The 26,756-nt window shown below is 70.8% G+C and carries 29 protein-coding genes; 15 read left to right on the forward strand and 14 right to left on the reverse strand.

Annotated features, from left to right (window positions below):
• Nucleotides 1-136 precede the first annotated feature (136 nt).
• On the forward strand, nt 137-889 hold the full coding sequence (locus ASF40_RS08750; RefSeq protein WP_082496935.1) for an EI24 domain-containing protein: 753 nt from the start codon (nt 137-139) through the stop codon (nt 887-889).
• Nucleotides 890-917: 28 nt separating this feature from the next.
• Here ASF40_RS08750 and ASF40_RS08755 read toward each other — a convergent pair whose 3' ends face one another.
• Nucleotides 918-2,102, reverse strand: a complete 1,185-nt coding sequence (locus ASF40_RS08755; RefSeq protein WP_056367965.1) for an aminotransferase class I/II-fold pyridoxal phosphate-dependent enzyme — start codon at nt 2,100-2,102, stop codon at nt 918-920.
• A 155-nt stretch (nt 2,103-2,257) separates the two neighbouring features.
• Between ASF40_RS08755 and ASF40_RS08760 the strand changes: the two genes are divergently transcribed.
• The gene (locus ASF40_RS08760; RefSeq protein WP_056367966.1) at nt 2,258-3,034 is read left to right on the forward strand and encodes a patatin-like phospholipase family protein; all 777 of its coding nucleotides are present in this window, start codon (nt 2,258-2,260) and stop codon (nt 3,032-3,034) included.
• 16 nt (nt 3,035-3,050) lie between these two features.
• On the opposite strand, the gene ASF40_RS08765 is transcribed toward ASF40_RS08760, so the two are convergent.
• Entirely contained in the window at nt 3,051-3,851 is an 801-nt protein-coding gene (locus ASF40_RS08765; protein WP_056367968.1) for a DUF1206 domain-containing protein, read from the reverse strand.
• 64 nt (nt 3,852-3,915) lie between these two features.
• Nucleotides 3,916-4,620 carry a phosphatase PAP2 family protein gene (locus ASF40_RS08770; RefSeq protein ID WP_056367970.1) on the reverse strand — a complete coding sequence of 235 codons (705 nt, stop codon included), beginning with the start codon at nt 4,618-4,620 and terminating at the stop codon, nt 3,916-3,918.
• Between the two features lie 108 nt (nt 4,621-4,728).
• On the opposite strand from ASF40_RS08770, the gene ASF40_RS08775 reads away from it, so the two are divergent.
• Complete coding sequence (locus ASF40_RS08775) at nt 4,729-6,105, forward strand: pyridine nucleotide-disulfide oxidoreductase (RefSeq protein WP_056367972.1); 1,377 nt, start codon at nt 4,729-4,731, stop codon at nt 6,103-6,105.
• A 21-nt stretch (nt 6,106-6,126) separates the two neighbouring features.
• Nucleotides 6,127-6,516, forward strand: a complete 390-nt coding sequence (locus ASF40_RS08780; protein WP_056367975.1) for a hypothetical protein — start codon at nt 6,127-6,129, stop codon at nt 6,514-6,516.
• A 12-nt stretch (nt 6,517-6,528) separates the two neighbouring features.
• Here the strand turns inward: ASF40_RS08780 and ASF40_RS08785 are convergent, their stop codons facing one another.
• Together ASF40_RS08785 and ychF are read right to left on the reverse strand one after the other, a co-directional pair.
• Nucleotides 6,529-7,095 (reverse strand): alpha/beta fold hydrolase, encoded by a 567-nt coding sequence (locus ASF40_RS08785; protein ID WP_056367977.1) that lies wholly within the window; start codon nt 7,093-7,095, stop codon nt 6,529-6,531.
• A gap of 25 nt (nt 7,096-7,120) precedes the next feature.
• The gene (ychF, locus tag ASF40_RS08790) at nt 7,121-8,194 is read right to left on the reverse strand and encodes a redox-regulated ATPase YchF (RefSeq protein ID WP_056367979.1); all 1,074 of its coding nucleotides are present in this window, start codon (nt 8,192-8,194) and stop codon (nt 7,121-7,123) included.
• Between the two features lie 103 nt (nt 8,195-8,297).
• Between ychF and ASF40_RS08795 the strand changes: the two genes are divergently transcribed.
• Entirely contained in the window at nt 8,298-8,954 is a 657-nt protein-coding gene (locus ASF40_RS08795; protein WP_056367980.1) for a hypothetical protein, read from the forward strand.
• Between the two features lie 10 nt (nt 8,955-8,964).
• On the opposite strand, the gene ASF40_RS08800 is transcribed toward ASF40_RS08795, so the two are convergent.
• Entirely contained in the window at nt 8,965-9,723 is a 759-nt protein-coding gene (locus ASF40_RS08800; protein ID WP_056367982.1) for a class I SAM-dependent methyltransferase, read from the reverse strand.
• Between the two features lie 77 nt (nt 9,724-9,800).
• Between ASF40_RS08800 and ASF40_RS08805 the strand changes: the two genes are divergently transcribed.
• On the forward strand, nt 9,801-10,403 hold the full coding sequence (locus tag ASF40_RS08805; protein WP_056367984.1) for a 3'-5' exonuclease: 603 nt from the start codon (nt 9,801-9,803) through the stop codon (nt 10,401-10,403).
• Between the two features lie 66 nt (nt 10,404-10,469).
• Nucleotides 10,470-11,813 carry a DNA recombination protein RmuC gene (locus tag ASF40_RS08810; RefSeq protein ID WP_056367986.1) on the forward strand — a complete coding sequence of 448 codons (1,344 nt, stop codon included), beginning with the start codon at nt 10,470-10,472 and terminating at the stop codon, nt 11,811-11,813.
• A 3-nt stretch (nt 11,814-11,816) separates the two neighbouring features.
• Here ASF40_RS08810 and ASF40_RS08815 read toward each other — a convergent pair whose 3' ends face one another.
• Both ASF40_RS08815 and glpX read right to left on the reverse strand, forming a co-directional pair.
• Nucleotides 11,817-12,029 carry a UDP-N-acetylmuramyl pentapeptide phosphotransferase gene (locus ASF40_RS08815; protein WP_082496936.1) on the reverse strand — a complete coding sequence of 71 codons (213 nt, stop codon included), beginning with the start codon at nt 12,027-12,029 and terminating at the stop codon, nt 11,817-11,819.
• Nucleotides 12,030-12,170: 141 nt separating this feature from the next.
• Nucleotides 12,171-13,160: a class II fructose-bisphosphatase gene (glpX, locus tag ASF40_RS08820; protein ID WP_056367988.1), complete on the reverse strand. Its 990-nt coding sequence runs from the start codon at nt 13,158-13,160 to the stop codon at nt 12,171-12,173.
• A gap of 190 nt (nt 13,161-13,350) precedes the next feature.
• On the opposite strand from glpX, the gene fbaA reads away from it, so the two are divergent.
• The gene (gene fbaA / locus ASF40_RS08825; RefSeq protein ID WP_045296761.1) at nt 13,351-14,382 is read left to right on the forward strand and encodes a class II fructose-bisphosphate aldolase; all 1,032 of its coding nucleotides are present in this window, start codon (nt 13,351-13,353) and stop codon (nt 14,380-14,382) included.
• A gap of 112 nt (nt 14,383-14,494) precedes the next feature.
• Here the strand turns inward: fbaA and ASF40_RS08830 are convergent, their stop codons facing one another.
• The 4 genes from ASF40_RS08830 to ASF40_RS08845 all read right to left on the reverse strand — a co-directional run bounded on the left by ASF40_RS08830 (nt 14,495) and on the right by ASF40_RS08845 (nt 17,488).
• Nucleotides 14,495-15,208, reverse strand: a complete 714-nt coding sequence (locus ASF40_RS08830) for a zf-HC2 domain-containing protein (protein ID WP_056367990.1) — start codon at nt 15,206-15,208, stop codon at nt 14,495-14,497.
• Nucleotides 15,205-15,744: a sigma-70 family RNA polymerase sigma factor gene (locus ASF40_RS08835; protein ID WP_056367991.1), complete on the reverse strand. Its 540-nt coding sequence runs from the start codon at nt 15,742-15,744 to the stop codon at nt 15,205-15,207. The genes ASF40_RS08830 and ASF40_RS08835 overlap by 4 nt, the downstream gene beginning before the upstream one ends.
• Nucleotides 15,745-15,881: 137 nt before the next feature.
• A complete protein-coding gene (locus tag ASF40_RS08840; RefSeq protein ID WP_056367993.1) occupies nt 15,882-16,451 on the reverse strand; it encodes a DUF6264 family protein in 570 nt (189 codons plus the stop codon).
• Nucleotides 16,448-17,488 carry a 4-hydroxy-3-methylbut-2-enyl diphosphate reductase gene (locus ASF40_RS08845; protein ID WP_056367995.1) on the reverse strand — a complete coding sequence of 347 codons (1,041 nt, stop codon included), beginning with the start codon at nt 17,486-17,488 and terminating at the stop codon, nt 16,448-16,450. Before ASF40_RS08845 ends, ASF40_RS08840 begins: the two co-directional genes overlap by 4 nt.
• Nucleotides 17,489-17,646: 158 nt before the next feature.
• Here ASF40_RS08845 and xseA point away from each other — a divergent pair, with 158 nt between their 5' ends.
• Genes xseA through ASF40_RS08880 form a run of 7 tightly spaced genes read left to right on the forward strand, consistent with a single transcriptional unit; the run spans nt 17,647 to nt 24,184 of the window.
• Complete coding sequence (xseA, locus tag ASF40_RS08850; RefSeq protein ID WP_056367998.1) at nt 17,647-18,987, forward strand: exodeoxyribonuclease VII large subunit; 1,341 nt, start codon at nt 17,647-17,649, stop codon at nt 18,985-18,987.
• A gap of 9 nt (nt 18,988-18,996) precedes the next feature.
• Nucleotides 18,997-19,239, forward strand: a complete 243-nt coding sequence (locus tag ASF40_RS08855) for an exodeoxyribonuclease VII small subunit (protein ID WP_056367999.1) — start codon at nt 18,997-18,999, stop codon at nt 19,237-19,239.
• Nucleotides 19,239-19,886, forward strand: a complete 648-nt coding sequence (locus ASF40_RS08860; RefSeq protein ID WP_056368001.1) for a DUF4245 family protein — start codon at nt 19,239-19,241, stop codon at nt 19,884-19,886. The genes ASF40_RS08855 and ASF40_RS08860 overlap by 1 nt, the downstream gene beginning before the upstream one ends.
• A gap of 35 nt (nt 19,887-19,921) precedes the next feature.
• Nucleotides 19,922-20,533 (forward strand): carbonic anhydrase, encoded by a 612-nt coding sequence (locus ASF40_RS08865; RefSeq protein ID WP_082496966.1) that lies wholly within the window; start codon nt 19,922-19,924, stop codon nt 20,531-20,533.
• Between the two features lie 52 nt (nt 20,534-20,585).
• Nucleotides 20,586-21,980, forward strand: coding sequence for a class II fumarate hydratase (locus ASF40_RS08870; protein WP_056368004.1), 1,395 nt, complete (start codon nt 20,586-20,588; stop codon nt 21,978-21,980).
• A 48-nt stretch (nt 21,981-22,028) separates the two neighbouring features.
• Nucleotides 22,029-23,531 (forward strand): sensor histidine kinase, encoded by a 1,503-nt coding sequence (locus ASF40_RS08875; RefSeq protein ID WP_056368007.1) that lies wholly within the window; start codon nt 22,029-22,031, stop codon nt 23,529-23,531.
• Nucleotides 23,528-24,184: a response regulator transcription factor gene (locus ASF40_RS08880; RefSeq protein ID WP_056368008.1), complete on the forward strand. Its 657-nt coding sequence runs from the start codon at nt 23,528-23,530 to the stop codon at nt 24,182-24,184. The genes ASF40_RS08875 and ASF40_RS08880 overlap by 4 nt, the downstream gene beginning before the upstream one ends.
• Before the next feature lie 108 nt (nt 24,185-24,292).
• Here the strand turns inward: ASF40_RS08880 and ASF40_RS08885 are convergent, their stop codons facing one another.
• Together ASF40_RS08885 and ASF40_RS08890 are read right to left on the reverse strand one after the other, a co-directional pair.
• The gene (locus ASF40_RS08885) at nt 24,293-25,051 is read right to left on the reverse strand and encodes a hypothetical protein (RefSeq protein ID WP_056368010.1); all 759 of its coding nucleotides are present in this window, start codon (nt 25,049-25,051) and stop codon (nt 24,293-24,295) included.
• Between the two features lie 168 nt (nt 25,052-25,219).
• Nucleotides 25,220-26,575: a PhoH family protein gene (locus ASF40_RS08890; RefSeq protein WP_056368012.1), complete on the reverse strand. Its 1,356-nt coding sequence runs from the start codon at nt 26,573-26,575 to the stop codon at nt 25,220-25,222.
• Nucleotides 26,576-26,756: the final 181 nt, after the last annotated feature.

Genomic DNA, 26,756 nt, shown 5'->3' on the forward strand with positions numbered 1-26,756 from the left:
CCTGTGTCACTGTCCGCGCATCGTCGCGCGGCAGAGTCAAAGATCCTCGGACTGGGCGCGGCGGCGAAAGGGGTTGACGGCGAGCACGCGATCTGCGTAGCGACGAGCGCGCCCGGGGCGACCTAGGCTGAATCCGATGCGGGAGTTCATCGGAGGCGTGGGTCTGCTGGGCCGTGGCTTCGCACAATGGCGGCAGAGGCCCGGGCTCATGGCGCTCGGCCTCGTGCCCGCCGCGATCGTCGGCCTGCTGTTCCTCGGCGGGCTCATCGCACTCGGCGCCTCGCTGCCGGCGCTCACCGAGGCGATGACACCGTTCGCCGACGGCTGGCCGGGTGTGTGGGCGACCGTCTTCCGCATCGCGGTCGGTACCGCGCTCCTCGGTGCCGCCCTGGTGCTCGTGGCCGTGACGTTCACGGCACTCACGCTGCTGGTGGGCGAGCCGTTCTACGAGCGGATCTGGAGGGCGGTCGAGGCAGACGCCGGAACCCCGAAGCTCGAGGGCGACTACGGGTTCTGGCGATCGGTCGCGGACGGGCTGTCGCTCATCGCACGCGGCGTCGGCGTCGCGCTGGTCGCCGCGCTGATCGGCTTCGTCCCGGTGATCGGCGCCGTCGCGAGCACCGTCTTCGCGGTGCTCTTCACCGGATGGCTGATCGCCGACGAGCTGAGCTCCCGCGCGCTGAGCGCCCGCGGGCTGACGAGGCGCGACCGCAAGCAGCTGTTGCGCCGCAGACGCTTGCGCGTCCTGGGTTTCGGCGTCGCGACGCAGCTGTGCTTCCTGGTGCCGCTCGGCGCGGTGGCCACGATGCCGGCAGCCGTGGCAGGAGCGACGGTTCTCGCGCGGTCGCTGCTCGATCCCACACCTTCGACGGCGCGCTCCCGGGCGTGATCCGAACGCCGGCGACGCGGCATCCGAGTCAGTGAGTCCCGTCGCGATCCGGTGCCACATCGAGGAGGTGCGGGATCGCGCGGTCGATCATCCTCATGGTCGCCGTCAATGAGATCCGGAAGTGCTGCGGCTGCTCGAACAGCGACCCGGGCATGACGTACACGCCCCGCTCCTCGAGGGAATCGCAGAACGCCTGGGCGTCACCGGCCGGCGCCCGGCCCCACAGGTAGAAGGTGCCCTCGGGCCGCGTGACCTCGTAGCCGGCGTCGGTCAGCGCGCCGTACATCCGATCGCGCTTGCGTGCCAGCTCGGCCATGTCGAGCGACAGACCCTCGAGTTCGGGCACCGAGTACTGCATGACCGCATCGGGGAATCCCCAGCCGATGGCCAGCCCCAGGGGGAACAGCGCAGCGCGCAGCTCTTCCCGCTCCGCCGTCGGGACCAGGGGCGACAGCGCGAGGTAGCCGAGCCGCGCCCCGGGGGCGAGCAGCACCTTGCCGTAGCTGTAGTCGATCACCGTCCACGGGTAGGAGGCGGCGGGGCTCGTGAACGCGATGCCGTCGAAGCGGATGCGGCGGTACGGCTCGTCCGACAGCAGCCAGATGCGGCGTCCCTGGGCACGCGACGCCTTCTCGAGCACCGCGGCGAGCGCCTCCCATGTCGATGGCGGGTAGACGCGACCGGTGGGGTTCGCGGGCGAGTTGACGACGACGATCCTCGTGCGAGGGGTGATCGCGCGCGCGATCGCGTCGACATCGAGGTCGAATGTCTCGGGGGCGAGGTCCACGCCGACCGGGACGAGGTCCGCGGCGTGCAGCATCGGCGCGTAGCAGAACCAGCCGGGCACCGGGATCACCACCTCGTCCCCCGCATCGGCCAGCAGAGCGAACGCGAGCGAGATCGCACCGAAGGCGCCCTGCGTCATGGCGATGTCTTCGGGTTCGAAGTCCAGTCCCAGCTCTCCCGACAGCGCGCCGGCCACGACTTCCTGCGCGGAACGCTCACTGCTCTTGTACGCGAACCAGTCGACGGTCCGCGGCTCGGCGTTCCTGCGAATGGCCGCCGGGAGGCCGGGCAGCGCCATCTCGTGCGGGTTGCCGAACGCGAAGACCAGTGCGTCCGGGTCGGACGCGACGACCTGCATGCGGGAGAAGTAGGAGCCGACGACATCCACCGCCGCCTTCGCCGCCTTCGCCCGTGTCGACATCGCCATGGCAGTCACCTCTCGCCCCCAGTGCCGATCCGTGATCCCGCCCAGGATCCCAACAGACGCGTGGCGCGTCAATCGCCTCCGCGATCGGCACGCGTCACAGGCGTTCCCCAACCGCGCGGTGCTACCTTCGCTCGGGCGCGACAAGTGGAGGACGGATGATCGACGACCCTGAGCTGGGGCTCGTACTCGGAGGTGGTGGCGCCTTCGGCGCCGCGCACGTCGGTGTGCTGCAGGTCCTCGCCGAGCGAGGCATCCGTCCCGGCATCGCGACCGGAACGAGTTCGGGCGCCCTCGTCGCGGCGGCCTACGCCGCCGGTCTGGAGGCGCACGCCATCGAGCGCGCCGCACGAGCGTTCCGCTGGAGCGCGATCGCACGCTGGTCTCTGACGCCGCGGTGGGGTCTGCTCGACACCACCGCGATCGTCGACGCCGTCCCCCGTGCCCTCGGCGAGGACCCGCACATCGAGCACCTGCCCCGCCGCTTCGCCGCGTACGCCACCGATCTGCGCACGCGCCGCGGAATCATCCTCGACGAGGGACCGCTGAGCGCCGCCCTCCGCGCGACTGTCGCGGTGCCGGGCCTTCTCCCCCCGATCCGCCGCGGCGATGCACTGCTCGCGGACGGCGGGATGATCGACAACGTGCCGGTCGCCGCGGCGCGCGCCCTCGGCGCCACCCGTGTGATCGTGGTGCGGCTGCACGCGAAGTGGGAGAACGTGCGCATGATGCGCACCGTCACCCGCATCGCGGATCTCGTCGCCGACCCGTCGGTCGTGCTGGTCCAGCCCGAGATGGAGGGGATGGCGCAGTGGCGGATGACCGACGTGCCGCGCCTCATCGCGGAGGGGCGCCGCGCGGCGACGGCCGCGTTGGATGCTGCGGCCCAGCGCAACGCGTCACTCCGGTGGGGTGCGGCGGTCGTGGCCGAGTAGTCGCGCGGCCGCGCCTCTACATCCGCGCGTAGCGGGCGCGGGCGAAGCAGAAGACGCCGTAGATGATCAGTCCCGCGGCGACCACCCACAGGATGACCGGCCCGAGCGGCAGCCCCGCCAAGGTGTGCAGGGCGCCATCCAGTCCACCCGCCGCTTGGGGATCGTGTGTGAACGCGGCGACCGCGAACAGCGCGCCCGTCACCGCCACGGCGATGCCCTTCGCGACATAGCCGACCACGCCGAACGTCACGATGCCCTTTCGCGCAACCCCGGCGGGGAGGTCGAGGCGCTTCTCGAAGGCGCGGGTGAAACCGCGCACGATGAAAGCGATGCCGATGGCGAGCACGATGAGCCCGATCAGGATGAGCACGAACAGGCCGCCGGAGCTGGCCATCAGCTGCGCGCTCAGGGATTGCGAGGACTGCGAGGAGTCCGAGCTTCCGCCGAGCGCGTAGACGAGCGCGGTGAACGCGATGGCGAGGTAGGCGACCGCGGTGCCGATGTACTTGACGCGGTATCCCCACTTCTTCTTGGCGTCGGGATCCCGCTCCAGGAATGCCTCGGCGACCTGCCAGACGGCGAGCGCCGTGAGCCCCAGTACGATCGCCCACAGGAGGAGCACTCCCGCAGGGGTGTCGCGGATCTTCTCCATGGCACCGCCCTGGTCCGCCTCACCCGCACCGCCGGTGGCGACGGATACGGCGATGGCGCCGATCACGATGTGCACGATGCCGAGCACGACGTAGCCGATGCGGGCGATCGTCCGGAAGACGGGTGAGTCGGTGGCGGCCCGCGCCGCACTTTTCGCAGTGGTCATTCGCGAAGCGTATCTCCGGCGCGTCTGCGGGGAACAGGGCTTGCACTCGGGCGGGGAATCGTGCTCACCCACCGGGCGGCGAGGACCGCCTGGCGCGCCGGACCCGATAGGCCTGGGCGGCGCTCCACACGAGGCACGCCACGGCGATGCCCTCCAGCAGCCCCGCAAGCACGTCGCTCGCCCAGTGGGCATGCAGGTAGGTGCGGCTCCACATCATCCAGGCGACCCAGATCACTCCGAGCGTCCAGACGTACCAGCGGCGCAGCAGCAGTCCGAGCGTCACGGCGATGGTCGTCGCCACAGCGGTGTGACCGGACGGGAACGAGGTGGCCATGCTCTCCGCGAGCGAATCCGACGGCCGCACCCGCGCGATGATCGCGGCCATCGGGGCACCGATCGCCGTCACGGTCACGAAGGCCACCGCGAGGGTCGCGGCATCCCACCACCGCCGCCGCCAGAGGAAGATCGCGATGATGAGGATCCCGACCACAGGCGCACCCACCACGCCGCCGATGACGGAGGGCACCCAGGCGATCACCAGCCCCACGTCGGTCAAGCCCGCGAGCATGGCATCGTCCCACCAGATGTCGACGGCGAGCGGATCGTGCCCGCCCAGCGCCACCGCGAAGCGCAGCATCACGAAGAGCACGGTGGCCACCACGCCGACCACCAGGACGGTCGCACGGTGGGGGTCGGGATGCGCAAGAGGCTCATCGGATGTCGCCGCGAGCGGCGCGCCACCGGCCCGGGGTTCCTCGTTCTCGCCCACGCGCCCATTGTGCGTGCGGAGCAGTCTTCGCCGCGCCCTCTTGCCGTGCACGGTCCCGGTGTCGTATGGGCCATTGACGAGCCGCACGCGCACTGCTCTGATGAGCGCATGGACGCGATCGTCGACGTCGACTACGTGGTCGTCGGGGCGGGGGCGATGGGGATGGCGTTCGTGGACGCCCTCACCGGGGCCGCCGATGACGTGTCGGTCGCGATCGTCGACCGCCGGCACGGCGCCGGCGGTCATTGGCTCGATGCGTACGGATTCGTGCGGCTGCACCAGGCGTCGGCCTTCTACGGCGTCGCCTCGACTCTGCTCGGCGGCGGGCGGCTGCAGGACGACGGTCCGGAGCGAGGACTTCACGAGCGCGCGAGCGCCGCGGAGGTGTCGGAGTACTACGCCCGCGTGCTCGCACGACTCGTCCGGTCGGGCAGGGTCGCCTTCCACGGCCGCAGCGAGTACCTGGGTGATCGCCGGTTCGTGTCGCTGCTCAGCGGCACGCGCTTCCATGCGCCCCGAGCACGGGTGGTGGACGCGCGGTACCTGTCCCCCGACATCCCGCTGCTCACTCCCCCGCCGTTCGCGGTCGAGGACGGCGCCCACGTCGTAGCCGTCAACGACCTCGTCCGCCTCGCGGAGGCTCCCGGCCACTACGTCATCGTCGGTGCCGGCAAGACCGCGACGGACACGTGCGTGTGGCTGCTGCAGAACGGCGTCGGAGCGAACGCGATCACGTGGGTCCGTCCGCGCGACCCGTGGCTGCTCAACCGTGCCGTCGTGCAGCCCGACCCGGCGATCTTCCTCGGCATGGCGGCCGACACGATGGCCGCCGCGGCGGCGGCTTCGGATCCCGACGACGTCTTCTTCCGGATGGAGGATGCCGGGATCATGCTGCGCTTCGATCCCGCGGTCACCCCGACGATGGCCAAGACGCCGACGCTCGCCACGTGGGAGCTCGACCTCGTCCGCACGATCGACGACGTCGTCCGTCGCGGACACCTGAAGTCCGCCGGCCACGGACGCCTGACGTTCGCCGACGGCGACGTGCACGTTCCCGCCGATTCGCTCGTCGTGCACTGCGCGGCCGAAGGGCTGAAGTACCCGGGCCTGCGACCCATCTGGACCCCGGAGGCCATCACTCCGCAGCCGGTGCGGGTCGGCTTCCCCTGCTACGGCGCCGCGCTCTCCGGCTACGTCGAGGCGACCCGCGACGACGACGCCGAGAAGAATCGCGTCTGCCGCCCCTCGCCCTACTCCGACACCCCCGCAGACTGGGCGACGATGCAGACGATCGGCGGCGACGCGTCGCTCGCGATGTCGAAGGAGACGGATCTGCGGGCGTGGTCGAACACGACGTCGCTGAACCCCGCGCGCGTGTCGCCGGAGCAGGCGGATGACCCGGCCGTGCTCGCCGCCGCGGCGCGGTTCAAGCAGAACATCGGCGCAGGGCGGGCGCGCCTGGCGGAATTCGCGGGGATCGCGTAGCCGGTGCGCCAGAATGTCGCCATGAACCAGACTGCCGCCTACCAGCCCGGCGTGTGCAACATCGGTCCCGCCGAGATCCGCAGGCGCCGGGCCTCGGGGTGGTGGGGGCTCGCGATCGCCGTCGTCTTCCTGGGCATCGCGTTCGCCCTCGGGTGGGCGGCTCCGTGGCGTCTGCTGGTCGCGCTGCCGGTGTTCCTGTCGGCCCAGGGATTCCTGCAGGCCGCGTTCCACTTCTGCGTCGGGTTCGCCAGCCGGGGTCTGTACAACTTCGGCGACGTCGGAAGAGAGGAGAGCATCCAGGACGCCGAGTTCCGGCGGAAGGATCAGCGCAAGGCGCTGTTCATCAGCCTGCTGGCGTTCGCCATCGCGGCCGTCGTGGGCGTGGTCGCGTACCTGATTCCGATCGGCTGACGCGTCCGGACCTCAGTCCCAGTCGAGGTACTCCTCGACGATGACCGCCGTCTCGACGGGGTGAGTGAGCGGGAAGAGGTGACCGGCCCCGTCGAGGTTCTTGACGCTCGCACGCTCGGGCGCCGTCGCCTGCAGGCGTTCGCCGTTGGCGCGGGGGGTCACCTCGTCGTCCGCGCCCTGCACGATCAGCACGGGGATGACCGGGGCGAGAGCGATGTCTTCGTCCTCGACACCCAGCAGCAGCAGTCCGTTGACGCGCTCGGGGTGCGCGGCGACGAGCGCCCGCGCGACGGTGCCGCCGCGGCCGTGCCCGCCGACCCACGTGCGCTCGAGGCCCAGCTCATCGATGACCGCGATGACGTCGTCTGCCTGATCGCCGGTCGACGCCGCGTCGACGTTCGTGCGGTAGCCGACGCGGATGATGTGGAATCCCGCCTCTTCGGCGAGGTAGTGCCCCACCACACCCAGCGCGTCCTGTCCAGGTTCGGCGATCAGCACCAGGCCGATGGGCCCGTCGCCCTCGACGATGTAGGGGATCGCGCGTCCGTCGGGCTCGAAGATCTGCGTGGTGTCGGTCATGGGAAGCCTTTCCGGGAAGCGATCGTCAGACGTTGAAGCGGAACTCGACGACATCGCCGTCCTGCATGACGTAGTCCTTGCCCTCGAGCCGGGCCTTGCCCTTCGAGCGGGCCTCGACGACCGAACCGGTCTCGACGAGGTCGTCGAACGAGATGACCTCTGCCTTGATGAAGCCCTTCTCGAAGTCGGTGTGGATCACGCCGGCCGCCTGCGGCGCCTTCCAGCCCTTGCCGATGGTCCAGGCACGGGCCTCCTTCGGGCCGGCCGTGAGGTACGTCTGCAGCCCGAGCGTGTCGAAGCCGATGCGCGCCAGCTGATCGAGACCGGACTCGTCCTGCCCGGTCGAGGCGAGCAGCTCCGCCGCGTCATCCGGGTCGAGGTCGATGAGCTCCGACTCGATCTTCGCGTCGAGGAACACCGCCTTGGCCGGCGCGACCAGAGCCTCGAGCGAGGCCTTCCTCGCAGCATCCGTCAGCACCGCCTCATCGACGTTGAAGACGAAGATGAAGGGCTTCGCGGTCAGCAGGCCCAGCTCCTTGATCGGCGAGAGGTCGATGCCCGAGGCCGACAGCAGCACGCCGCGCTCGAGGGCATCCTTCGCCTCGATCGCCGCGGCGAGCACCGAGGGGTCGAGCTTCTTGCCCTTGACCTCCTTCTCGTACCGCGTGATCGCCTTCTCGAGCGTCTCGAGGTCGGCGAGCTGCAGCTCGGCGTTGATGGTCTCCATGTCGCTCTGCGGGTTCACCGCGCCCTCGACGTGCACGACGTCGTCGTCGTCGAAGCCGCGCACGACCTGTGCGATCGCATCGGCCTCGCGGATGTTCGCGAGGAACTTGTTGCCCAGACCCTCGCCCTCGCTCGCGCCGCGGACGATGCCGGCGATGTCGACGAAGGACACGGCGGCGGGCAGGATCCGCTCGGAGTGGAAGATCTCCGCCAGCTTGTCGAGCCGCGGGTCGGGCAGGTTGACCACGCCGATGTTCGGCTCGATCGTCGCGAACGGGTAGTTCGCCGCGAGCACCTGGTTCTTGGTCAGGGCGTTGAAGAGGGTCGACTTGCCGACGTTCGGGAGACCGACGATTCCGATGGTGAGAGCCACGGGCATCCAGTCTAGATGGCGACGGATGCCGCGCCCCGCGGCATAGGTCCTTCTGAGGGCCGCACCCGTTGCCGGGCGTGTCGCACGCGGCGATACTGAGCGCGTGGACGAGTGCTGCGCGCCGCGGGCGCCCGAGGGCTACGACCGGGAGTTCAACGCCCGGTTCGCCCGGCGGCTCGCTCGGCAGTACCGCAGCGACGGCCTGTCGCCGAGCGCGGCGCTGGTGCTCGAGTTCGCGGGCTCCGTCGGGCTCGAGGGAGCGTCGCTGCTCGAGATCGGCGGGGGGATCGGCGACATCCAGCTGGAGGCGCTCAAGCGGGGCGCGTCCCACACGACCAACGTCGAGCTGTCCGCCGCCTACGAGCCCGAGGCCGCCCGACTGCTCGACGAGGCCGGCCTGCGCGATCGGGTGACACGGATGCTGGGGGTCGATCTCGCGAGCACGCCCGAGGCGGTGGAGCCGGCCGACATCGTGGTGCTGCATCGCGTCGTCTGCTGCTACCCGGACTACGAGCGTCTGCTCGGCGCCGCCGCCGGAAGAGCCCAGCGCGCCGTCGTGTTCAGCCACCCGCCGCGCACGCTGTTCGCCCGGTTCTCAGCGCGCGCGATCAACGCCTGGTACCACCTGACGGGCAACCCCTACCGTGCGTACGCGCACACGCCCGACGCCATGATCGCGGTGCTGAGCGGGCGCGGCCTCGAACCGCGCTACCGCGAGGTCAGCGGACCATGGCACGTCGTCGGCTCCGTGCGCGCGTGACCTGCCGAGATCAGGACCGGATGCCGCGGAACGAGTGCGTCACGTACGGCAGGTCCACGACCTCGGCGCCGGTCGCCTCGATGACCCGGCGCTCGTCGAACAGGTCGCTCACCGAGGCCAGGATCGCCGCCCGGTCCGCGTCCGACGCGGTGATGACGTAGCTGCGCGAGGCGACCATATCGAGGAGCGCTGCGCGCGTGAGGGAGCGCGTCCATGTCCACGAGCGCGGCTCGAGTCCGTCGAACGGCTCGGCCACACGGGGCCCGTCGCCCGCGAGCATCTCCTCCGCGTGGCTGCCGTGCATCGCCGCCGTGAGGCGCGCGACCCACGGATCCGACTCGTCGCGGATGTTCCAGACGAGCCCGAGCACACCTCCCTCGCGAAGCGCCCGGCCGACTTCGGCGGACGCGGCGACGGCGTCGACCCAGTGCCACGCCTGGCCGAGCAGCACAGCGTCGACGGAGGCGTCGGGAAGCGGCATCCGTTCCGCCGTCCCCACGAAGGTCGGAACCCCGTGGACGTGCTCGCGGAGAGCGGCGAGCATGTCGGCGTCGGGGTCGATCGCGACGACCTCGGCGCCGGCTTCGACGATCGTGCGCGTGAGCTTGCCGGTGCCCGCCCCGACGTCGGCGACGCGCACAGCGCGGCCCGGCTCGCGCACCGGGGCGAGCATCCAGTCCACGGCTTCGCGCGGATAGTCGGGACGGCCCGACTCGTACGCGGCCGCGGCGACCCCGAACGACAGCGACATCTCCTCGCGACTGGCCATGCCTCCGACCCTATGACGACGGTGCGCGCTCGGCGCGCCTTCCGTCCGCGCACCCGGGCCGGGGTGAGTGTGGACATGTGCCTCTGGACTTCACCGCGATCGACTTCGAAACGGCGAACTCCAGCAACGCCTCGGCCTGTGCGGTGGGGCTCGTGCGCGTGCGCGACGGCGAGATCGTCGACCGGACGGGCTGGCTGATCCGCCCACCGGCCGGGCACGACGTGTTCTTCGAGCTGAACGTCCGCATCCACGGCATCCGCCCCGAGGACGTCGTCGACGCAGCGCCGTGGAGCCGCCAGCTCGCCGACATCGTCGCCTTCACCGGAGACGACATCCTCGTCGCCCACAACGCCGGCTTCGACATGGCCGTGCTCAAGCGGGCCTGCGACGCGACCGGCGACGAGTGTCCGCCGTACCGCTACGCGTGCAGTCTGCAGGTGGCCCGCCGGGTGTACCGTCTCGAGTCGTACCGGCTGCCGTTCGTCGCCGCGGAGGCCGGATTCGCCGACTTCCCGCACCACAACGCGACTGCCGATGCGATGGCCTGCGCGCACGTCATGATCGACGCGGCGCGGCGGGTGGGCGCCGGCGACATCGACGCCCTCACCGAGGCGGTCGGCGTGCGAGTGTCGCAGATCGCGGTCACCGAGGCCCCCGCGGTCTCGTTCGCCGTCGTCTGACGCGCAGCCGGGCCCAACGCGGCCCGCCGCGCAGGCGATGTCCGAGGCATCCGGCACCCTGGAGTCATGGACGCAGTCGTGATCAGTGTGGTGGCAATCGCCTGTCTTCTCGTCGGCGTGATGGCGGGCTGGGCGGCGGGACTCGCCCGCGGCGCGGCACGAGCCGCGCGCGAACAGGCCGACCTCACCGCGCGGCTCGCCGGCTCGGAGGCCGCGCGGCAGGGCGTGCAGGCCCAGCTCGAGCATCAGCAGGTGCTCTACCGCGAGCTCGCGAGCCAGGCGCGCCACGACCAGGCGGCCCGCGAGGAGCGCGAGCGCCGCGAGCAGTCGGTGCTCCGGGCGCTCGCGCCCGTGCAGGAGACGCTGGCCGCGATGCACACGAAGGTCGACGATCTCGAGCGCGACCGGCACCTGCAGTTCGGCACGCTCGCCGAGCAGCTGCGACGGGCGCACGAATCCGACGAGGCCCTGCGGGCGACCACCGAGTCGCTGGCCGGCGCCCTGCGCTCGGGCAGCACCCGTGGCGTGTGGGGCGAGACGCAGCTGCGGCGCGTCGTCGAGGCCGCCGGGCTCACGCGCCACGTCGACTTCGACCTGCAGACGTCGATCACGTCGGACGCCGGCGCGGGCCGGCCCGACATGGTCATCCGCCTCCCCGGCGAGAAGGCGATCGCCGTCGACGCGAAAGTGCCCCTCGACGCCTTCCTGGAGGCGAGCGCCATCCCGCTGACGGCGCAGGGGGCGGAGGCCGCCCGTCGGCGCAGCCTGCTCGACAAGCACGTCAAGGCCGTACGGGCGCACGTGGACGCCCTCGCCCGCAAGACCTACTGGGCGGGGCTCTCGTCGAGCCCCGAGTTCGTCGTGTGCTTCGTGCCGAGCGAGTCGCTCCTTGCGGCTGCGCTGGAAGAAGACCCCTCGCTGCTGGACTATGCGTTCGGCAAGCGCGTTGCGCTGGCCTCGCCCGTGAACCTCTGGGCGGTACTCAAGACCGTCGCCTACACCTGGACCCAGCAGGACGTGTCGCAGGAGGCCCGCGCGCTCTTCGACCTCGGCAACCAGCTCTACGAGCGGCTCGGATCGCTGGCGTCGCACGCCGACGACCTGCGCCGGGCGATCGAGCGCACCGTCGACAGTTACAACCGGTTCGCCGGATCCCTCGAGACGCGCGTGCTGGTGAGCGCGCGCAAGTTCCCCGGCATCGATGCGACCAGACTCGACGCCGTGAACGAGCCCGCGGCCATCGAGAAGAGCCCGCGCCGCCTCACGGCCCCGGAGCTGCTCGATGAGACGCTCCCCGGGCTCGAAGAGCGGCCCGAACCTGGCGCCGGCAGCGACATCGAACCGCCGCGGCTCTCCGCGACCGCGGAGATCGGCGACGTGCGCGCACGCATCGCCTCGCCGAACGAGTGAGGCTCAGGCGCCGCCGGGGACGAAGCTCAGCAGCACGATGACCGCGGCGGAGACGCCGACGAACGCGCCGATCATCCACCACGCGCTGATCTCGTGGCCCTCGTCACGGCGGACACGCAGAAGCACGTCCGGCCGGCGGGCGGGATCGATCGCGTTCGCGACCACCGCCTGCGCGCCCGTCTGGGGCGACGACGGATCAGCTGAGTGCGCAGACATCGTCAACTCCTCGGGTTGGGAACACAGACGTGTCTCCATCGACACCACTGAAGATTCTGCCAGAGTTCCCTCGAAGGCCGGTCACGAAACGGTCACGGCGGCATCACGTGTCGCACCGCCGCGGCCGTTTCCGTCAGGCGGTCAGAGCCACTTCGAGACGAGGTGCTCCGACGAGATCCGGCGCAGCGTGCCCGACGCGCCGCGCAGCACGACGCTCTCGGTGTAGACGTACCCGCCTTCCCGACGGACGCCGGCGACCAGCGCGCCGTCGGTGACGCCGGTCGCGACGAAGATCGTGTTGTTGCCCTTCACGAGGTCGTCCGCCTCGTAGACGTAACCGTCGAGGTTCAGGCCCGCGTCGATGCCGCGCTGCTTCTCGTCGTCGTCGCGGGGCCAGAGGCGGCCCTGGATGTGACCCCCGAGCGCCTTGATCGCGCACGCGGTGACGATGCCTTCGGGGCTGCCGCCGACACCGACGCACATGTCGGTGCGGGCGTTGTGGCGCGCGGCGTTGATGCCGCCTGCCACGTCGCCGTCGCTCATCAGGCGCGTGCCCGCGCCGGCCTCGCGGATCTCTTCGATGAGACGCTCGTGGCGCGGGCGGTGCAGCACGGAGACCACCAGCTCGTCGACGGGCTTGTCGAGGGCCTTCGCCAGCCGGCGGATGTTCTCGCCGATCGGCAGTCGGATGTCGACGACGCCGACGCCCGCGGGGCCGGTGACGAGCTTGTCCATGTAGAAGACGCTCGACGCGTCGAGCATCGTGCCGTGGTCCGAGACGGCGATGACGGACAGAGCGTTGTTGCGCCCAGCCGCCGTCAGCGAGGTGCCGTCGATCGGATCGACCGCGACGTCGGCCTGCGGGCCGCGCCCGTTGCCGACACGCTCGCCGTTGTAGAGCATGGGCGCTTCGTCCTTCTCGCCCTCGCCGATGACGATCGTGCCGTCGAAGTTCACGGTGGTGAAGAACGCCCGCATCGCGTCGACGGCGGCCCCGTCGGCCGCCTCTTTGGCGCCGCGGCCGATGAACGGCACTGCGCGGATCGCCGCCGCTTCGGTCGCCCGCACGAGTTCGAGTGCGAGGTTGCGGTCGGGGTGGAGGGGACTCATGTCCGCGGTCAGGCTCACCATGCGGTCAGCCTATGCCAGCATGGCGGCCGATTCACGAGAATTTCACGCCATCGAAAGCGAAGGAATCACGTTTCTTTCCCATAGCGCAGGGACGTGGGTTTCCCGCGATCCGCCGGGCAGCGGCATCCGTTCCGGCTTCCGCCCCTTGGGTAGAGTTTGCGGTGACGCCCACTCGATCAAGGGAGCACTCATGCCCGTCGCCACCCCGGAGCAGTACGCCGACATGCTGGACCGCGCGAAGGCCGGTGGCTTCGCGTATCCCGCCATCAACGTCGCCAGTTCGCAGTCGATCAACGCGGTCCTCCAGGGACTCACCGAGGCCGGCTCGGACGGCATCATCCAGGTCACGACGGGCGGCGCGGACTACTTCGCCGGCCACACCGTGAAGAACCGCGCCGCCGGTGCGCTCGCGTTCGCGAAGTTCGCTACCGAGGTCGCCAAGAGCTACCCCATCACGGTCGCCCTCCACACCGACCACTGCCCGAAGCCGGCGCTCGCCGACTTCGTGCTCCCCCTCATCGAGGCGTCGGAGGAAGAGGTGAAGGCCGGCCGCAACCCGATCTTCCAGTCGCACATGTGGGACGGCTCGGCTGTCCCGCTCGACGAGAACATCGAGATCGCGAAGGACCTGCTCCCCCGCCTCAAGAACATCAACGCCATCCTCGAGGTCGAGATCGGCGTCGTGGGCGGCGAGGAGGACGGCGTCCAGCACGAGGGCTCGAACGAGGCGCTCTACACGACGGTCGCCGACGTGACGAAGGCCGTCGAGGCACTCGGCCTCGGCGAGAACGGCCGCTACATCTCGGCCCTCACCTTCGGCAACGTGCACGGCGTGTACAAGCCGGGCAACGTCAAGCTCCGCCCCGAGCTCCTCGGTGAGATCCAGGAGGGCATCGCCGCGAAGTTCGGCACCGGCCCGAAGCCGCTCGATCTCGTGTTCCACGGCGGCAGCGGCTCGACGGACGAAGAGATCGCGCTCGCGGTCGCCAACGGCGTGGTGAAGATGAACGTCGACACCGACACGCAGTACGCTTTCACGCGCTCGGTCGCCGGCTTCATGTTCTCGAACTACGACGGCGTCCTGAAGGTCGACGGCGAGGTGGGCAACAAGAAGGCCTACGACCCGCGCGCCTGGGGCAAGATCGCCGAGTCGGCGATGGCCGCCCGCGTGGTCGAGGCCACGAAGCAGCTCGGCTCGGCCGGCAAGAGCCTCGGCGCGTAAGCAGCAGATTCGACGGATGCCTCGGCACCGGCCTCGCGGGGCAGGTGCCGGGGCCTTCGTTCACTCGGGGTCGGCGTAGCGGTCGAGCGGCCCGGGAGCGCCGTCGCCGCCCTCACTCCCCCGGCGGCGCCGCGGGTTCGCCGCGCAGCAGCACGCGGCCGTCCGACACGGCCCGCACCTCGATCGACGCGATGTCGTCGCGGTCGAGGGCCGTGCCGGCGTCGAGGTGAGCCGTCGTCCCCGGCCCTGCTCGCCACGAGGACAGCTCGCTCGTGGTGCCGTCGGTCGAGGTGACGACGAGCACGTAGGGCCACTCCTGGTCGGCCGTGTAGGGATCGCGGCTGGGCGGGTAGTGGCAGGTCATCGCAATGCGGGTGCCCCACGCCACGTCGGTCAGTTCCACCTTCGCGGTCAGTGGCACGTCCGTCACAGCCTGGAGCGCGACGACCTCTTCGGGCACGCTCGCCGGCGCGACCGCCGTCGTCACCGCGAACGCGACCACCACGGCGACGGCCGCCGCCGCGGCGAGGCCGCTGCCCCACGCGATCATGCGGCGCCTGCGGGCGTCGCGCGTCCCGCGGACGACCATGCGCTCGCGCGCCGCGGGGCCGGGCCCGTCCTGGTCCGACGGTTCGAGCAGCGTCTCGGCGCGTTCGGGTGAGACCCGCGCCAGGAGTCCCATGGTGGGCGCGAGGTCGGCGATCGCGCCGCGGCAGACGGGACAGCTGTCGAGGTGGGTCTCGTACCGGCGGCGGTCGTCCACGCTGAGCGCGCGCACGACGTACGCGGCGTCCCAGTCGGCGAAGCGGGCGTGATCCGTGGTCATCGCGTCACCCCCTTCTCCTGCAGGGTGAGCCGGAGGGCGCGCAGCCCGTAGTGGAGGCGCGACTTGACGGTGCCCTCCGGGATGTCGAGTTCGTCGGCCATCTCGGCGACGGAGAGTCCCCGGTAGTAGGCGCGCACGACGACGGCGCGGTGGTCGGTGGTGAGCGTGGCCAGCGCTTCCTCGACGAGGATCGCCTCGAACAGCGCGTCGGTGGCGTCCGGCGCGGTGCGCTCGGGGACCTCGGCGACGCCGATCTCCCGGCGCCGCCGCGCGCTGCGCGCCTCGTCGATCACGAGGTGACGCGCGACGGTGAACATCCACGAGCGCGTGGTCGAGGGATCCTGCTCGAGGATCTTGGGCGTTCGCCACGCCCGCAGCAGCGTCTCCTGCACGATATCGTCGGCACCGGCGCGGTCGCCGGTGAGATGCACGACATAGCGCCAGACGGGCGCCGCATGTGCGTCGTACAGTGCGGCCAGGCGCGCGGCATCGCGTCCGGCGGCCCTGTCTCGGCGCTCCACGCTGTCGTGCGGCATCCATCACCTCCCGCAGGAGACACGAGACACGCCACCCGCGGGTTCACGTGAATCCGCAGCGCGCCCGCGCTGTCACCAGTGAGTATGGACCCGCGGTGGCGGGACCGCACGGCGCGCGATCCGCGCGCCGCGGAAGGTCAGAGTCGCGCGCTGTCGAGGAGGGCCTGCCACACGGCGGGGTCGTTCGTCAGCGGCGCGACCATCAGCGCGCCGGCGATCAGCGAGAAGACGATGCCGCCCACCAGCGGGATCCACCACGTCACGCGCGAGCGGCGCATGTTCCAGACCGAGAGGGCCGCGGTGGCGCACCAGCCGACCACGAGGACGACCACGGCAGCGATCGCCCACGGCTTGGCCGCGGCGGGATCGGAGAGCTGCACGTCGACGCCCATCAGTCCGAGCATCGTCTCGGCGTACGAGCCGTAATCGAGGAAGGCGGGCACCGAGGTGATCACGTTGACCAGGCCGTAGGCGAGCAGCGCGAACGTCACGATGCGATCGACGGGGTGCTGACGCTTCTCGGCGACGGCGGGAGCGGGTGGGATGCCGTCGGCCGGGGCATCGGTCATGATCGGCGCGATCGGCTCCTGCTGCCAGGGCGCGGGCTCCTGGATGCGCGCCCGCTGCTCCTCCGGCGTCGCGTACTCGCCGTACTGGGGACGGGGACGCGAGCGCGGATCGGGCTCGGCGTTCGCGGCGTCGCTCATGCGCGGGTCCGTCCGCCGAGGGCGCGGTCGTCGCGCTTGCCGGCAGCATCCGTCCGCAGCTCCTTCGGGAGGGAGAACTGCAGATCCTCCTCGGCCGTGCGCACCTCTTCGACATCGCGGTAGCCGGCGGCGGCGAGGTCGTCGAGCACCTGCTGCACGAGCACCTCGGGGACCGACGCGCCGCTGGTGACGCCGACGGTCTCGACCCCTTCGAGCCACGCCTGCTCGACCTCGTCCGCGTAGTCGACGCGGTACGCCGCCTTGGCGCCGTGCTCCAGCGCGACCTCGACGAGTCGCACACTGTTCGACGAGTTCGCCGACCCGACGACGATCACGAGATCGGCGTCCTTCGCGACCTTCTTGATCGCGACCTGGCGGTTCTGCGTCGCGTAGCAGATGTCGTCCGACGGCGGATCCTGCAGCTCGGGGAAGCGCACCCGCAGACGGCGCACGGTCTCCATCGTCTCGTCGACCGAGAGCGTCGTCTGCGACAGCCACACGACCTTCGACGGGTCGCGAACCTCGATCGTGTCGGCCTCCTCGGGCGAGTTCACGATCGTGACATGGTCGGGAGCCTCGCCGGCGGTGCCCTCGACCTCCTCGTGGCCGATGTGGCCGATGAGGAGGATCTCGAAGTCGTCGCGCGCGAAGCGCACCGCCTCGCGATGCACCTTCGTGACGAGGGGGCACGTCGCATCGATGGCGCGTAGACCACGATCGGATGCCGCGTTCACGACCGCGGGCGACACCCCGTGCGCGCTGAACACGACGTGGGCGCCCGAGGGGACCTCGTCCACCTCTTCCACGAAGATGGCGCCCTGCTTCTCGAGCTCGGTGACGACGTGGATGTTGTGCACGATCTGCTTGCGCACGTACACGGGCGCGCCGTAGCGCTCGAGCGCCTTCTCGACGGCGATGACGGCGCGGTCCACGCCCGCGCAGTAGCCGCGCGGGGATGCCAGGAGCACCCGCTTGTGTCCGGCCCCGGCGATATCCTTGAGCGGTTCGCGCCGCCGCGGGATCCGCGGGACGGGCATGCTCACAGGGGCCTGACTCGTTCGGGTCTGCCCCGCGGTGCTGATGCTCACCCCTCGATTCTACGGGCGGGCTCCTGAGCGGGGACTCCGCCGAGGAGCCTGCGACGCCCGCCGGCTCACCGGTGCGAGCAGCCCGCGCCCGGGCATGAAAGGACCGCATGACGAGTTTCCAGCCCGCCACCGTCCCCGGCGAGCCGCCACCTCCCGACTCCGTTCCGCCGCGAGATTCCACGGCGCAGGCGCCGACCTCCGTCGCCCGGCTCAACGACACCATCCGCGGTTTCGTCCAGACCTGGGGCTCGGTGTGGGTCGAGGGCGAGGTCACGGGGTGGAACCAGCGGGGCGGCAACGTGTTCGGCCGCCTGAAGGACCTCGTGACCGACGCCACGATCTCGTTCCGCATCTGGTCCTCCACGCGAGACCGGCTGCCCGGCGACCTGAAGGTCGGCGACCACGTGATCGCGTGCGTCAAGGCCGACTACTTCGTGAAGAACGGCGACTTCAGCTTCGGCGTCTCCGCGATGCGCCATGTGGGACTCGGCGACCAGCTGGAGAAGCTGGAGCGCCTGCGCGTGCAGCTGCGGTCCGAAGGACTGTTCGATCCCTCGCGCAAGAAGCCCATCCCCTTCCTGCCGCACCTCATCGGCCTCATCACCGGCGAGAACTCGGATGCCGAGAAGGACGTGCATCGCAACGCCGAGCTGCGCTGGCCGCAGGTGCGGTTCCAGACGAAGTACGCCGCTGTGCAGGGAGACCGGTGCGTTCCCGAGACGATCGCGGCTCTGAAGGCGCTGGATGCCGCACCCGACGTCGACGTCATCATCATCGCCCGCGGCGGCGGCGACCCGCAGACCCTGCTCGGCTTCAGCGACGAGCGGCTGGTCCGGGCGGTGGCGGCGGCATCCACCCCCATCGTCAGCGCCATCGGCCACGAGAACGACCACCCCCTCCTCGACGACGTCGCCGACCTGCGCGCATCGACCCCGACCGACGCCGCCAAGCGCGTCGTGCCGGACGTCGCGGAGCAGCGCGCGCTCGTCGGTCAGCTGCGCGCCCGCATGAACACGAGGCTCACGCAGCGCATCTCGCACGACATCGCCCAGCTCGAGCAGCTGCGCTCCCGCCCGGTGCTGCGCGACCCCGAGACGCTGCTGACCACCCGCTCGCACGAGGTCGAGCTCCTCGCGGCTCGCGGGCGCGATCGCATCGACCGGTCGCTGCGCGTCCAGGAGCAGCGCACCGCCGAGCTCCGCGCGACGCTGCGCGCCCTCTCCCCCGCATCGACGCTGGCCCGCGGCTACGCGATCGCGCACCTCGCCGACGGCGTCATCGTGCGCGACGCCGCGCAGGCCCCGGCATCCACTCCCATCGTCGTCACCGTCGGGCGCGGCTCGTTCGCGGCGCGCTCCGAGGGCGAGATCGCCGAGGACGACACGCGGACCGACGACGACGTCGAGCCGAACCGGGCGGGGCACGGGGCGGGTCCCGCGGCCGAATAGACTGTGACCATGACTGAGACGAGCGGCGCCCTCACGGACGTCGCGGCCCTCTCGTTCGAGCAGGCGCGCGACGAACTCGTCCGCGTCGTCGCCGAACTCGAGCAGGGCGCCCCGACCCTCGAGCACTCCCTCGCACTCTGGGAGCGCGGCGAGGCGCTCGCCGCCCGCTGCGAGGAATGGCTGCTGGGCGCCAAGCGCCGTCTCGAGGCCGCTCGCGCCTCCGCCGATCGCGCACAGGGCGAGGCGCTCTGATGTCACGCGAACCCCGCATCGTCGCCGAACTCGGTCGCCCCGAGACGCCGCAGGAGACCGCCGACCGCAAGGCCGAGTCGTCGCGGATCTACCGCTCGAGTCAGAACGTGCGCAATCTCATCGCGGCGCTGCTCGCGACGCTGGCGGTCGTGATCGTCATCATCGCCGCCGTGCCCCGCGGCACGCCCCCGCCGCGCGAAGCGATCGACGTCGCCGCGGTCGCGGAGGGTGTCGCCGCCTCCGAAGGCCGCACGGTCATCACTCCGGAGATGTCCGACGGGTGGATCGTGAACCGCGCGGGCATCGAGGGCAACGGCGGGGTCCGCGCGTTCACCGTCGTCTACGCCCCTTCCCAGGAGGACGAGCGCGGCTTCCTGCGTGTCGCCCAGGGATTCGACGCCGACGAGTCGTGGCCGGCCCGCGTGCTCTCGGGCTCCGCCCCGCAGGACACCGTCACGATCGACGGCATCACGTGGGAGCGCTACGAGCTCGACCCCGACCGCACCGGGAACATCTCGGTCGCGCTGGCCACCGACGCCGGCACCGACACGGTGCTCATCTACGGCGCCGCGGGCGAGACCGCCCTCGAAGAGACGGCACGCTCCGTCACCGACCAGATCACCGCACTGCGCCAGGAGGCCGAGTGACCGATCAGCCCACCCCCGCGAAGGCCTGGCGGGAGATGCAGCGCGGCAACGCGCGCTTCGTCGCCGGCGAACCCCGCCACCCTCGGCAGGACGTCGACACCCGGCATGAACTCGCGGGAGGGCAGCGACCCCGTGCCGCCCTCTTCGGCTGTGCGGACTCGCGTCTGGCGGCGGAGATCATCTTCGACAAGGGCCTCGGCGACCTCTTCGTCGTCCGCAACGCGGGCCAGGTCGTCTCCGAGTCCGTCGTGGGCAGCCTCGAGTACGCCGTCGCTGTGCTCGGTGTGCCCCTCATCGTGGTGCTGGGCCACGACGCGTGCGGCGCCGTCCGCGCGGCGATCGACAGCACCAGCCCCGACGCCGATCCGCTGCCCCCGCACATCTGGCGACTGATCTCGCCGATCGTGCCCGCGGTGCGCCGCGTCCAGCGGGCGTCCGCGGTGGACGGCGTGTACCCCGACGTGATCGACGCCGAAGAGGTCGGCCGCGAGCATCTTCGCGACACCGTCGGCGAGCTGCTCCACTCCTCCGAGCTGATCAGCTCCGCCGTCGCCGAGGGGCGCCTCGCGATCGTCGGCGCCAATTACCGCCTCGGCGAAGGCACCGCGGTACCCGACGTCATCGTCGGCATCACCGACCCCGCCTGAACCCCCAGCTCTGCCAAGACATCCCCTGTACCGACACGTGAGGAACAACGACGTGACCGACATCGAGTACCGCATCGAGCACGACACCATGGGCGAGGTGCGCGTGCCCAAGAACGCGCTCTACGCCGCGCAGACCCAGCGCGCCGTGGAGAACTTCCCCATCTCCGGCGACCGGCTCGAGCCCGCGCAGATCGTCGCGCTCGCGCGCATCAAGAAGGCCGCGGCCCTCGCGAACAAGGAGCTCGGCACGCTGGACGGCGCCATCGCAGACGCCATCGCCGGTGCGGCCGACCGCATCATCGCCGGCGAGTTCGCCGACCAGTTCCCGATCGACGTCTACCAGACCGGCAGCGGCACGTCGTCGAACATGAACATGAACGAGGTGCTCGCGACCCTCGCCACGCAGGCGCTGGGCGCGACCGTGCACCCGAACGACCACGTCAACGCGTCCCAGTCGTCCAACGACGTGTTCCCCACCTCGGTGCACATCGCGGTGACGCAGGAGCTCATCGACGACCTGATCCCCGCTCTCGACCACCTGGCCGTCGCCCTCGAGGCGAAGGCCGACCTCTGGAAGACCGTCGTGAAGTCGGGCCGCACCCACCTCATGGACGCGACCCCCGTCACCCTCGGCCAGGAGTTCGGCGGCTACGCCCGCCAGATCCGCCTCGGCATCGAGCGCGTGCAGGCGGTGCTCCCCCGCGTCGCCGAGGTCCCCCTCGGCGGGACCGCGGTCGGCACCGGCATCAACACGCCGCTCGGCTTCCCGCAGCGCGTGATCGAGCTCATCGTCTCCGACACCGAGCTGCCGATCACCGAGGCCAAGGACCACTTCGAGGCCCAGGCCAACCGCGACGGGCTGGTCGAGGCATCCGGCGCCCTCCGCACCGTCGCGGTGTCGCTGACCAAGATCAACAACGACCTCCGCTGGATGGGCTCGGGCCCGAACACAGGTCTGGGCGAGCTCCACATCCCCGATCTGCAGCCTGGATCGTCGATCATGCCCGGCAAGGTCAACCCGGTGATCCCCGAGGCCACGCTCATGGTCTGCGCCCGCGTCATCGGCAACGACGCCACGGTCGCCTGGGCGGGCGCGTCGGGCGCCTTCGAGCTCAACGTCGCCATCCCGATCATGGGCAGCGCGGTGCTCGAGTCGATCGAGCTGCTCGCGAACACCTCGCGCGTCCTCGCTGACAAGACCATCGACGGGCTCGAGGCGAACGTCGAGCGCGCCGCCGCGTACGCCGGCATGTCGCCGTCGATCGTCACCCCGCTCAACAAGCTCATCGGCTACGAGGCCGCCGCCAAGATCGCCAAGCACTCCGTCGCGAAGGGCATCACGGTGCGCGAGGCTGTGATCGACCTCGGCTACGTGGAGCGCGGCGAGCTCACGCTCGAGCAGCTCGACGAGAAGCTCGACCTTCTCTCGATGACGCACCCGGGCTGATCCGCCCACCCGATGTCGCAAGCCGTGCGTCGGCGGGATAATCGGGTCATGGCCCGAACCCCCCGCCCGGTTCCCGCGCGCGTCAGGATCCTCGCCGCGATCCTGGCCGTCGCGTGCGTGGGTCTCGCGATCGTGGGCAGCGTCACGTTCCTCGTACAGCGCGAGCAGGCACTCGGTGGCGTCAACGATCGACTCAAAGCCCAGGTCGCGTCGCTCCAGACCGTGGCCGAGGGCGACTCCGCCGACGCGACCGACGGCGCGTCCGCGGCGACGGAGGAGCTCGACAAGAGTGACTTCCAGAACGTCGACGACTACCTGAACGCGGTGGTGGCGCGCCTGGTGCCCGCGCGCAACGAAGGCTCGCTGGCGCTGATCGACGGCGTGCCGAGGTGGGTGCCGTCCACCCTCACGGGAATCCCCATCGCGAAGAACCAGCAGCTCATCGACCGCGTCGTCGAAGAGACCGCTGACGGCACGCCGCACATGGGAACGGCGGTGACCGACCAGGGTTCGCTCCGCTACATCGCGATCCCGGTGAGCATGGCCGGCGATCCCCGCCAGGGGATGTACGTTCGCGCGGTCGATCTCGGCGCGGAGCTCCAGCCGGTGACCTTCGCCATGACGACGTATGTGATCGCGGCGGTCGCCGTGCTGTTCGCGATCGGGATCGTGGGGTGGTTCGTCACCGGGCGGCTGCTGTCGCCGATCCGGCGCCTCCGCGAGACGGCCGACGCCATCTCGATCACCGACCTCTCGCATCGGCTCGAACCTCAGGGCAACGACGACATCGCCGACCTGTCGCGCACGGTCAACTCGATGCTCGATCGCCTGGAGGATTCGGTCGACGTCCAGCGTCAGCTCCTCGACGACGTGCGCCACGAGCTGAAGACGCCCATCACGATCGTGCGGGGTCACCTCGAGCTCATGAACCCGCAGGATGCTGCGGATGTGGCGTCCGCCCGGGACATCGGCATCGCCGAGCTCGACCGGCTCACGCGCCTCGTCGAGGACATCGACCTGCTGGCCACCGCCGAGGCGGACTCGTACAGCCTCGAGACCGTCGACCTCGCCGGGCTCACCGAGCGGGTGGGCGAGCTCGTGGCTGTCATCCCCGGCCACAGCTGGACGGTCGAGGCCCGCGCCGAAGGAGTCACCGTGGGCGACCAGGACCGCCTGCTGCAGGCATGGCTGCAGCTCGCCGACAATGCCGCCAAGTACACGCCCGAGGGCAGTCCCATCGAGATCGGCAGCGCCCACTCGGACGACGGCTCGCGGCTCTGGGTGCGCGACCACGGCCCCGGCATCCCGCCTGGCGCCCGGGCCCGCATCTTCCGCCGATTCGACCGCGCGCACGTGAAGCGCTCGGTGGGCGGGTCGGGTCTCGGCCTCGCCATCGTGGATGCGATCGCGAAGGGGCACGGCGGGCACTGCGTCGTCACCGATACGCCGGGAGGCGGCGCCACGTTCACGATCCACCTGCCTCCCACGGAGGCCGAACTGCCGGCACCGGTGCGTGCCGGAGACGTGCTGCAACGGGAGGCCGCCGGATGACCAGGATCCTCATCGTCGAGGACGAACCTCGGATCGCCGCGTTCGTCAGTCGCGGCCTCGAGGCCGCCGGCTACGAGACGCTCGTCTTCGAGGACGGCCCGGAGGGACTCGAGTCGGCGCTGCGCGGCGATGCCGACCTCGTGCTCCTCGACGTCGGCCTGCCCACGATGGACGGCTTCGAGGTGCTGCGCGAGCTGCGAGCCCGCGGTTCCGCGGTGCCCGTGATCATGCTCACCGCCCGATCCAGCACGCGCGACACCGTCACCGGTCTGGACGCGGGCGCCAACGACTACGTCCCGAAGCCGTTCACGTTCGAAGAGCTGCTCGCGCGCGTGCGGTCGCGCCTGCGCGAGAGCGTGCCGCAGCCCGGCGTCGCGATCTCGCACGGCGACGTCGTGCTCGACATCCTCGCGCGCCGCGCGACCGTAGGTGGCCGCGAGGTCGACCTGTCGGCGCGCGAGTTCTCACTCGCGGAGCAGTTCCTGCGCAACCCCGGCCGCGTGCTCAGCCGGGAGCAGCTGCTGAGCCGTGTGTGGGGGCTGGACTTCGATCCCGGTTCCAACGTGGTCGACGTGTACGTGCGCTACCTGCGCGGCAAGCTGGGCGCCGACCACATCGTCACGGTCCGCGGCGCGGGCTACCGCTGGGAGTGAGCCGTCGGGCACCCGATGGCGGGGGTGCCCTGCCGGGACAGGAAGAAGCCCCCGGTGCTGGGGGACACCGGGGGCTGTGAAGGGCCGGACTGGGGGATCCGACCGTTGTCAGTCGCGCTTGTCTGGGGAATTGCGCGACTGGTCTTTCTTCCCGTCGTTGCCGGCGCCGTTGCCGTTTCCGACGTTCGATCCCGCGTGCGCGGGAGGCTTCTGACCGGTCGACTGCTGACCGGACTGATTCTGCTGCTTCTGAGGCGGCTGCGCAGGGGCCATTTGCTCCGGGGCCGGAGCCTGGACGATGCCCTGCCGCTGAGTGGTGGATCCGCTCGAGTTGCTCGAATCGACCGAGTTGTTCCGGTCGACCTGCTCGGTCTGGTCGGCGATCTCACGCTCCAGACGTGCGATCAGCGCATCGAGCCGACCGCTCGCCCAGCCATGCGAGGCAGCCCAGCTGCGCAGCGCGTCCCACGTGCCCGCGGCCTTCGCTGCGGCGATGGCAGAATCCATGTCGCCACCCGCGCCCGGTGCTGCGGGAGGAGCCGGGGCGGCGGGCGCCGCCTCGGGCGCCGCGTTCGCGGGAGTGCGCGTGCTGGTCGACTCAGGCGGCGCGACCTCGACAGGGGCGGGCGCCTGGACCACCTCGGGCTCGGCCGAGGGGATCAGGGCGTCGGGCGTCGCGGCCGGCGCGGGCTGGGGCGTCGCCGAGGGGGATGCCGCCGCCGGGACGACGATGCGCTGGGATCCGACGCTCGTGCCCTCGGATTCGGCCAGCGCCGCAGTGTTCGCGAGGGCGACGGCAGTCACGACAGCGACGCTCGCTGCGACAGCGGTCATGCCGCCGACCACGAGTCCCGTGCGTGCGTGCACTTCTCGCCTGCCCTCCGTGTGCGCGGAATCGTTTCCCCTCATCCATGGTGACAGACCGATCGCGCGGTATGCGCCGTGGGCGATGAGACTTTCCTCATGCTCGCACGGCACAGCGGGCCGGAATCCGACATCCCGGCCCGCTGCGTCGTCAGCTGATGACGGCGGCTCTCAAGCGAGTTCTCCGGCCTCCAGGAGGTCGGTGACGAGCGCCGCGATGGCCGACCGCTCCGACCGCACGAGCGTCACGTGGCCGAACAGCGCGTGACCCTTGAGCGTCTCGATGACCGATGCGACGCCGTCGTGCCGACCGACCCTCAGGTTGTCGCGCTGGCCCACGTCGTGGGTCAGGACGACGCGGGAGTTCTGGCCGATGCGGCTGAGCACCGTCAGCAGCACGTTGCGCTCGAGCGACTGCGCCTCGTCGACGATCACGAACGCGTCGTGCAGAGAGCGTCCGCGGATGTGCGTCAGCGGCAGCACCTCGAGGAGGCCCCTTTCGACCACCTCGTCGAGCACGTTGGTCGAGACCACGGAGCCGAGCGTGTCGAAGACCGCCTGGCCCCACGGGTTCATCTTCTCCTGCTGGTCCCCCGGCAGGTAGCCGAGCTCCTGGCCGCCGACGGCGAACAGGGGCCGGAACACGATGATCTTGCGCTGCTGCTGTCGTTCGAGCACCGCTTCCAGAGCGGCGCACAGGGCGAGAGCCGACTTTCCGGTGCCGGCACGGCCGCCGAGCGAGACGATGCCGACCTCGGGATCGAGCAGCAGGTCGATGGCTATCCGCTGCTCGGCCGACCGCCCGTGGAGGCCGAAGACCTCGCGGTCGCCGCGCACCAGGCGGTACTCGCCGTCACCGACGACCCGACCCAGCGCCGAGCCCCGCTCGGAATGGATGATCAGGCCCGTGTTCACCGGGAGCCCCTGCACGTCCTCGCTGGAGGCGACTTCGCTCTCGTACAGGTCGCTGATGTCGTCGCCCGAGACGTCGAGCTCGGAGATGCCGGTCCAGCCGGAATCGACCGCCTGCTCCGCGAGGTACTCCTCCGCGGTGATGCCGAGCGACGCCGCCTTGACCCGCATCGGCAGGTCCTTCGAGACGACGGTGACCTCCTGCCCGTCCTGGGCGAGATTCATCGCGATGGCGAGGATCCGGCTGTCGTTGTCGCCGAGCCGCATCCCCGAGGGGAGCACCGTCGCGTCGGTGTTGTTCAGTTCGACGCGAAGCGTGCCGCCCTGACCGACGGGAACGGGAAAGTCGAGGCGCCCGTGCTCGACACGGAGTTCGTCGAGATGGCGCAGTGCCTGCCGGGCGAAGTAGCCGATCTCGGGATCATGCCGCTTGCCCTCCAGCTCCGTGATCACCACGACGGGGATCACGACGCTGTGCTCGGCGAAACGGAAGAACGCCCGCGGATCGCTCAGCAGCACCGACGTGTCGAGTACATAGGTCCGCAGATCCTGATCGGAATCGGCGACCCGCTCGAAGCCCTGACTGCGCTGCTCGTGTGGTGCTCGTGTGGTCACAACCCACTCCCGCCCCGGGTGGTTCACCCGGCAGTCACGAGTCGACCATGGGTCACGAGTCGCGATCCGGAAGGCCGACTCGACCGGGCTCCTTGCCCGATGCGCTCACGTTACGACCGCGCCGCGTCGTCGGACGCGCTCGACACGCACGAATTCGTGACATGTCGGTGAACGGATGCTG

The organism is Microbacterium sp. Leaf288, from assembly GCF_001422925.1.
In the GTDB taxonomy this organism is placed as follows: Bacteria; Actinomycetota; Actinomycetes; order Actinomycetales; family Microbacteriaceae; genus Microbacterium.